General features: G+C 40.0%; 2 protein-coding genes. Both read right to left on the reverse strand.

Translation table 11 applies throughout. The features are described 5' to 3' along the window. Positions 1-264 precede the first annotated feature (264 nt). Positions 265-528 carry a hypothetical protein gene (locus H6G92_RS38650; protein ID WP_313890070.1) on the reverse strand — a complete coding sequence of 88 codons (264 nt, stop codon included), beginning with the start codon at positions 526-528 and terminating at the stop codon, positions 265-267. A 75-nt stretch (positions 529-603) separates the two neighbouring features. Continuing rightward, positions 604-1593: a helix-turn-helix domain-containing protein gene (locus tag H6G92_RS38655; RefSeq protein WP_190902116.1), complete on the reverse strand. Its 990-nt coding sequence runs from the start codon at positions 1591-1593 to the stop codon at positions 604-606. Between the last annotated feature and the right edge of the window lie 961 nt (positions 1594-2554).

Here is a 2554-nt window from a genome sequence, read left to right on the forward strand (position 1 = left end):
CCGTTGCAAATAATAATGAGCCTGTTTGCAAATAATGTGAGCCGAAGTGTAATTTTATTTGCAATTAATTTGAGCCAACAATTTTCTTGTTTGCAAGCCGGAGCGTTTATGTTTGCGAGCCGCAACATATAGAAGCTGGGTTTGGAGCTTGATTTGGCTTTGTTGCATGAATGAGAAAAAGACAAGCAATTTCAACTCTTTTTTGAAGTTAGAGAAATTGGGAAATCATCTAGGAATCATTGCATCCACATTGTTTATCCGTCTCTAACCAAGTTCCAAACTTGTCACAGCAAAGATGCGATTAATAGGTAAGTTAGGAATTTCTTTACTGTACATCCGAGCCAATTGAAAGACTGGCTGCAATTGGTAACGTTGAACTAAAGCAATCGCTTGGAAGTTGGGATCTGGCACATCAAGAAATACTGGGAAATCAGGATTTTGTGCAAGCAGGGCTTGAAACAATGCTTCAGCAATTTGTTCGTCATTAGCAAACAGTGGCCCAATCCGAAAACCTGTCTGAGCAGTTATTTTTGCACGGCCCCCTAATGGTTAAAATTGGCGGCGTAGCCCACACGAGAGCAGTTATCAGGCAGGTGCAGTTCGTTAATATAATACTTCTGGTGGGGAAATATCAGATCCGACAGCCACACCAGTGTTAGTAGAATTAATCCCTGCTTTAACAGTAGGGGATTGTTGTTTTAACGATTGTAAAACAGAAGAAGAGTTATCTTGCTCATTTGATATATTGGTATTTGCTTGTTGCTGGGACATCAGAGCTAATCCTCCCATTGCACTAGCAAGAAGAGCTGTATAACCTACATATAAATGCGTCGGACGAATTTCCAATCCCATTCCTTTTTTAGATTGATCCGAAAAGGGCTGAGTTACTGGTATAGCTGCTAGGAATGGCAAAGAGGCAGCTAAAGCAATACCATTAAGTCCTAAAGCATCTCCATAACGTCGTATAAATCCACGTACAAAAATGTCATCTGATAATTCTTTCCAGTTGCCGTTTTCTAATGCCTCTATCAGCTCCGTTCGAATATGAGTGGAAAGCTGGATGTGATCCAAAGAAAGCCCTTTGGATTGACGGGTTTTTTGGAGTTGTTGCCCGATTTGTCGTAAGCACACCATGCGTTCTTGGGCTGCAAGTTCAGCAAGTTTTGCAAGTTCTGCTTGAGAAATTCTCTGATGATTCAGCAATTGTAGTGATTTTTTCCACAGCGAATTTTCTGCTGTATTTTTAGATGGTTCTTCTCGGAGAGTGCAATGCTCCTCCTGTATCTCTGATGAAGAATTGACTGTTTCTGTGGCTTGCTTGGTATCTGTAACTGTTTCAACTTTTTGAGATTGTTGGGCAAATTGTTGAAATGCTAACCCGATCGCTTCTCTACCTACGGCTTTTAATAAATCTTGAGCCTGATCTGTTTGTTCACCTATTAACTTTTGCACAATTGCTAAAGCACGTCGATAAGCTCGGCTACGATGCAGTTGTACTTCTATTTCTCCTAAAAGCGATCGCAACTGATCTTGAGAAATTTCAATATTCGGATTGTCCAGAAATTGCAAATAGTATACAGGAGTAGTAACCATTGTGAAAGCCTTTTAGATGAACTCAATCAAAGAAAGTTACAATCATCTCTTCACTATTTTTCCTAACTTCATCTTTGTTTTCCGGATGTTAATTGTATAATTTAAATTTTTTAATTGCTCATCAACACTGAAACAAGGCAGTAATAACCGTAGTCATGGTTTTAAAAATGATACTAGTATCTTTTTGAGAAAAAACCTTGAGTGCGTACCAAGAGTAAGTTCTAGAAGTGCTGCAACGTCGTCTACTATTGTTCAGTAAATTCCTTGAACTGTGCGTAAGCCTCCTTCCAAGCGGCTGAACCGCCTTTGTTGCACTGCCACAGCTAATTAATTTAAGGTAACTTTGAAGGTATTAGTGAAAATTCCAAACTGTCAAGTTTTATTTGTTGCTCAACTTGACAAATATAACGAAAAAGCCCTTTCTTTATTAAACCCAAGGGGCAACTTGGTATGAAATATTGTCTTGGCACGCCTGCTATTGGAAATAGCTAGCTACCCCAATAGCCCACATCAGAAAGGCTTTCGGCAATAAGAGAGAAAATTCAAGCAGGAGTGGCGGTAGGTCACTTCCTTGAGAATCGCAGCGCAAAGGCAACGCGATGCCTAGTAGTCGGCAACCGAGCGGCAGTAGACACAATCACGTATCCTGACCTTGATCGGGTATGTCACCGCCATCGATCCCTGCCAGACGACATCTGGACTAACAGTGTGGGAGAACCTGCTCCGAGTCCCTACTAGCAATAATTGCAGGATGCTTTTTGTACTATTTTTGTGGGTTTACCTTGACCAAATGCTTATCGGTCAATCCCAGGTTGTGGATGTTGGTCATGGGGTCAGGGCAAACGCATCTTATTTACTAATAAAAACTAAGGGAGATTCCAAAATGACATAGATAATTGTAAAAATTGATGGAATGATAAATAAAATAAATCAAGTATTTTTAAAAATGTGAATTAGCTTA

Origin of the sequence: Nostoc foliaceum FACHB-393 (genome assembly GCF_014698505.1) — a bacterium.
Lineage (GTDB): Bacteria > Cyanobacteriota > Cyanobacteriia > Cyanobacteriales > Nostocaceae > Nostoc > Nostoc foliaceum_A.